This is a genomic window from Phytohabitans houttuyneae (genome assembly GCF_011764425.1).
Taxonomy (GTDB): Bacteria; Actinomycetota; Actinomycetes; order Mycobacteriales; family Micromonosporaceae; genus Phytohabitans; species Phytohabitans houttuyneae.
On record NZ_BLPF01000001.1, the window covers coordinates 2162739 to 2167089 of the forward strand.

The 4351-nt window shown below is 68.4% G+C and carries 3 protein-coding genes; 2 read left to right on the forward strand and 1 reads right to left on the reverse strand.

Features of this window, described 5'->3' with window-relative positions:
• The first annotated feature begins 561 nt into the window (after positions 1-561).
• On the forward strand, positions 562-2409 hold the full coding sequence (locus tag Phou_RS09710) for an ABC transporter ATP-binding protein (RefSeq protein WP_246273751.1): 1848 nt from the start codon (positions 562-564) through the stop codon (positions 2407-2409).
• Between the two features lie 95 nt (positions 2410-2504).
• Positions 2505-3449: a TauD/TfdA family dioxygenase gene (locus Phou_RS09715; RefSeq protein WP_173055476.1), complete on the forward strand. Its 945-nt coding sequence runs from the start codon at positions 2505-2507 to the stop codon at positions 3447-3449.
• 111 nt (positions 3450-3560) lie between these two features.
• Here the strand turns inward: Phou_RS09715 and Phou_RS55395 are convergent, their stop codons facing one another.
• On the reverse strand, positions 3561-4328 hold the full coding sequence (locus tag Phou_RS55395; protein WP_371872175.1) for a thioesterase domain-containing protein: 768 nt from the start codon (positions 4326-4328) through the stop codon (positions 3561-3563).
• Positions 4329-4351 lie beyond the last annotated feature (23 nt).

The following is a 4351-nucleotide window of genomic DNA, read 5'->3' on the forward strand; positions in this document are numbered from 1 at the left end:
TTCGGGGTCGTCAGCACCATGTGGACTGCCCCGAAACGGGCCAGCCGCTCGCAGGCCGGTCGGAAGTGAGCTTGTGACCGCAACGCAGCAAGTACGGCACGTGGGCAGCACCAGACGCCGCCGGAGCACTCGTTCCGGTGCCGTCTCCGGCCGTCACTCTGGCCTGCGGAAGCCGGTGTGACAAGCGGTGACCGCCACCGTCCAACCGCCGCACACCCGCAGTCGAACGCCGCCATCGCACAGCATGGCGTCCCCCACCTGTCCGGTGCGATAGTGGCTCCCGCACCGGACTGTAGTACGCGAGACGGGGCCCAGCATCGGGCGAAATTCGACGCTCGCGCGAACGAGACGGTACCCGCCACCGGCCTGGTGGCCCACCAGCGGACGTCTGCGACCGGCCCGAACGCGAGAGCGAGGTTTTGCTACGTGGCGATGATGGGCGGCCCAGGCCTCGGCCCGATGGGCATGCGCAGCGGTCCCGACTTACCGCGGGGCCGGAAGGTCCGTGCCGGTACGTTCCGGCGCATCCTCCCGTACGCCAAGCGCTATCGCGGGTCGTTGGTGCTTCTCGTGATACTCACCGCGATGCACGCCGCGTTCGCCGCAATCACACCGATCGCCCTCAAAGTCATCATCGACGACGGCATCCTCGACGAGCAGCGGGATGTCGTCGTCTCGCTGTCCGTGGCGGTCGTCGGTCTGGCCATCGTGGACGGTTTCGTGATCTTCCTGCAGACCCGCTTTTCCGGGCGGATCGGCCAGGGACTCCTCTACGACCTGCGCACCACGGTCTTCACCCACGTGCAACGCCAGTCGCTCTCGTTCTTCACCCGGACGCAAACCGGCGCGCTGGTCAGCCGCCTGAACACGGACGTGATCGGCGCCCAGCAGGCGGTGACGACGCTGCTGTCCCAGGCGACCTCGACGATCATGACGCTTGTCCTGGTACTCGGCACGATGTTCCTGCTCTCCTGGCAGCTCAGCCTCGCGGCGCTGGCGATGGTGCCGGTCTTCCTGCTGCCCAGCCGGGCGGTCGGCCGGAAGCTGCAGCGCCTCACCCGCCGGCGGATGCAGCTCGACGGTGAGATGGGCTCGGTGATGAACGAGCGCTTCAACGTCGACGGCGCCACGCTGTCGAAGCTCTACGGCCGCCCGGAGATGGAGTCGGCCTCCTTCGCCGCGAAGGCCGGCGCGCTGCGCGACATCGCCACGACCATCATGGTCTGGGGGCAGATGCTCTTCATCCTCGTCACCGTCCTCACGGCGGCGACGACCGCAGTGGTGTACGGCATCGGCGGCACGCTCGTCATCGACCGCACGTTGGAGATCGGCACCCTCGTCGCGATGGCGGCGCTGCTGCTGCGGGTGTACGGCCCGATCAACCAGCTGGCCAACATGCAGGTGAACGTGATGACCGCGCTGGTCAGCTTCGACCGCCTGTTCGAGGTGCTGGACCTCAAGCCGCTCGTCCAGGAGCGCCCCAACGCGCGCTCCCTCCCGCCCACCGGCTGGCGCGGCTACCCGGCACCGGACGTGGAGTTCCAGTGGGTCTCGTTCCGGTACCCGAGCGCCGAGGAGACGTCGGTCGCGTCGCTGGAGGCGACCGACCGGGGCAAGCCCGAGCGGCGCAGTGACACGTGGGCCCTGCAGAACGTGAGCTTCGTGGCGCCGGCCGGTCAGCTGACCGCGCTCGTCGGCCCGTCGGGCGCTGGCAAGACCACGATCACGCAGCTGGTGCCCCGGCTGTACGACGCCACCACGGGAACGGTGCGGATCGGCGGCGTCGACGTCAAAGACCTGGCGCTCGACGCGGTCAGCGAGACCGTCGGCGTGGTGACCCAGGACGCGCACATGTTCCACGACACGATCCGGGGCAACCTGCTCTACGCGCGCCCGGACGCCAGCGAGCGTGACCTGATCGAAGCCTGTGACGCGGCCCGCGTGTGGGACGTGATCTCGTCCCTGCCCGACGGCCTCGACACGATGGTCGGCGACCGCGGCCACCGGCTGTCCGGTGGCGAAAAGCAGCGGATCGCGATCGCCCGGCTCCTGCTCAAGTCACCACCGGTCGTCGTGCTCGACGAGGCGACGGCGCACCTGGACTCCGAGTCGGAGGCGGCCATCCAGCGCGCGTTGCAGACCGCGCTCGTCGGCCGTACCTCCCTCGTGATCGCACACCGGCTCTCCACCGTGCGTGAGGCACACCAGATCCTCGTCGTCGACAAGGGTCACATCTGGGAGCGCGGCACGCACAGCCAGCTCCTGTCGGCCGGTGGGCTCTACGCCAACCTCTACGGCATCCAGCACGAGCCGCAGATGGACGGCTGGGCGCCGCGTGGGCGGGCGCCGGTGGGATACGACCCGGACCAGACCCAGTTCCTCGGTTTCATCGTGCCTCGGGTGAAATAGCGCGTCCTCGGCGAGGGACGCATACTGGCGAGGAATCACCATTCATCAGTGGATCGCCGCAACAGCCAGATCGGATATTCACCGTGAGGGAAGCGATGGACACCGCCGTAGAGAATGACCACGCCTGGACGCCGCACGAGATAACCGCCGACTCCGCCGGTACAAAGGATCTCGTTGGCTGGCTGACCGCCCTCGGCCCCGATCCGCTCAACGAAATGCTCATCGAGCGGAAGGCGTTGGTCTTCCGCGGTTTCGGCGTCGACGCCGGCTCCATCGAGACGGTGTTCGACAAGCTGGTGCCGGGCCGCCTGCCGTACGTACACGGCAACTCGCCCCGCACCAAGGTCGGCGGCAATCTCTACACCTCGACGGAGTACCCGCAGCAGTTCACCATCTCGATGCACAACGAGATGGCGTACGCCCACCGCTGGCCGAGCCGGCTCGCCTTCTACTGCGAGATCGCGGCCGAGCGCGGCGGGGCGACGCCGGTGCTGGACGGCGCGCTCTGGTATTCCTCGCTCGACGCCGAGGTCCGCGACGCCTTCGCACCCGGCGTCCGCTACGTGCAAAACCTGCATGACGGTTTCGGCTTCGGAAAGAGCTGGCAGGACACGTTCGAGACGGACGACCGGGCCGAGGTCGAGGCGTTCCTCAAGAGCTCCGAGGCTGAGTGGGAGTGGGGCTCGGAGGGCCTGCGCATCTCCCAGCACCGCCCCTCGACCGCTAAACACCCGGTCACCGGCGCCGAGGTCTGGTTCAACCAGGCCGACCAGTTCCACCCCGCCGGCCTTGGTGACGAGACCGCGTCCGAGCTGTACGACATCCTCGAGCCGGAGGAGTTTCCGCAGTACGTGACGTTCGCCGACGGCACCCCGATCCCGGACGCCTACATCGAGCAGATCCAAAACCGCGGCCTCGAGCACGCGGTCGACGTCGACTGGATCGCCGGCGACGTGCTGCTCATCGACAACGTGCTCGTCGCACACGGCCGCCGCCCGTTCGAGGGTTCGCGCCGGGTCCTGGTGGCCATGTCCGACTGAGCACGACCCTTTTCTTCCGGTAGCGGGGACGGCACGTTCGTCCCCGCTACTTTTTGTGTGTACTCACGCGAAGGACCGCGACCCGGTGTGGGCCGCGGTCCCGTGCGCGGTCTACTTCTTGGCGTCCAGCCAGGCCGAGATCTCGCTCCACACCTGGCCCAGCATCTCCGGAAGCACCATGTCCGAGTGCTTGCAGGGCAGGCTGACCTCGGTGACGCTGCCGGTCACGTAGGGCTCCCAGAGGTGACCGCCGGCCACCTTCTCCTTGCGGTCGACGCCCGCGGCGAGCAGCAGCACATCACCGGTGAAGACGCTGGGCTCGTGCTCCATCCTGAGCGTCTGGTTGTTGCGGTACACCTTGGCGAGGCGCAGCAGTTCCTCGTCCGAGGCGCCACCGAACATGTCGCCGAGGTCTTCCCGCAGCCGCAGCATCATGTTGCGCAGGTCCTCGTCGCCGCCGCGGAGCGGGCGGTCCTCGACCTCCTCGACCGGTTCCAGCTCGGGCCGCTCGCCTTCCTTGGGCCGGTCGCTCGGGTAGGTGTCCATGATGACCAGCGCGCCGACCTCGCCGCCGAGGGCCTGGAGCTGCACGGCGACCTCGTGGGCCGGCACGCCGCCGAAGGACCAGCCGAGCAGGTGGTACGGCCCTTCCGGCTGGATCTCGCGGATCTTCTCGGCGTACGCGATCGCCATCTCCTGGACCGACGCGGCCATGGTGCCGTCGCCGTCGAGGCCGGTGGCCTGCAGCCCGTAGAGCGGGATGTCGTCCGGTACGAACCTGGCCAGCGGCATGTAGCACCAGCTCAGGCCACCGGCCGGGTGGATGCAGAAGAACGCCGGCTGGCTGCCCTGGGCCCGGATCGGCAGCACGACCCCCATCGACTCGTGCACCGACGAGAGGC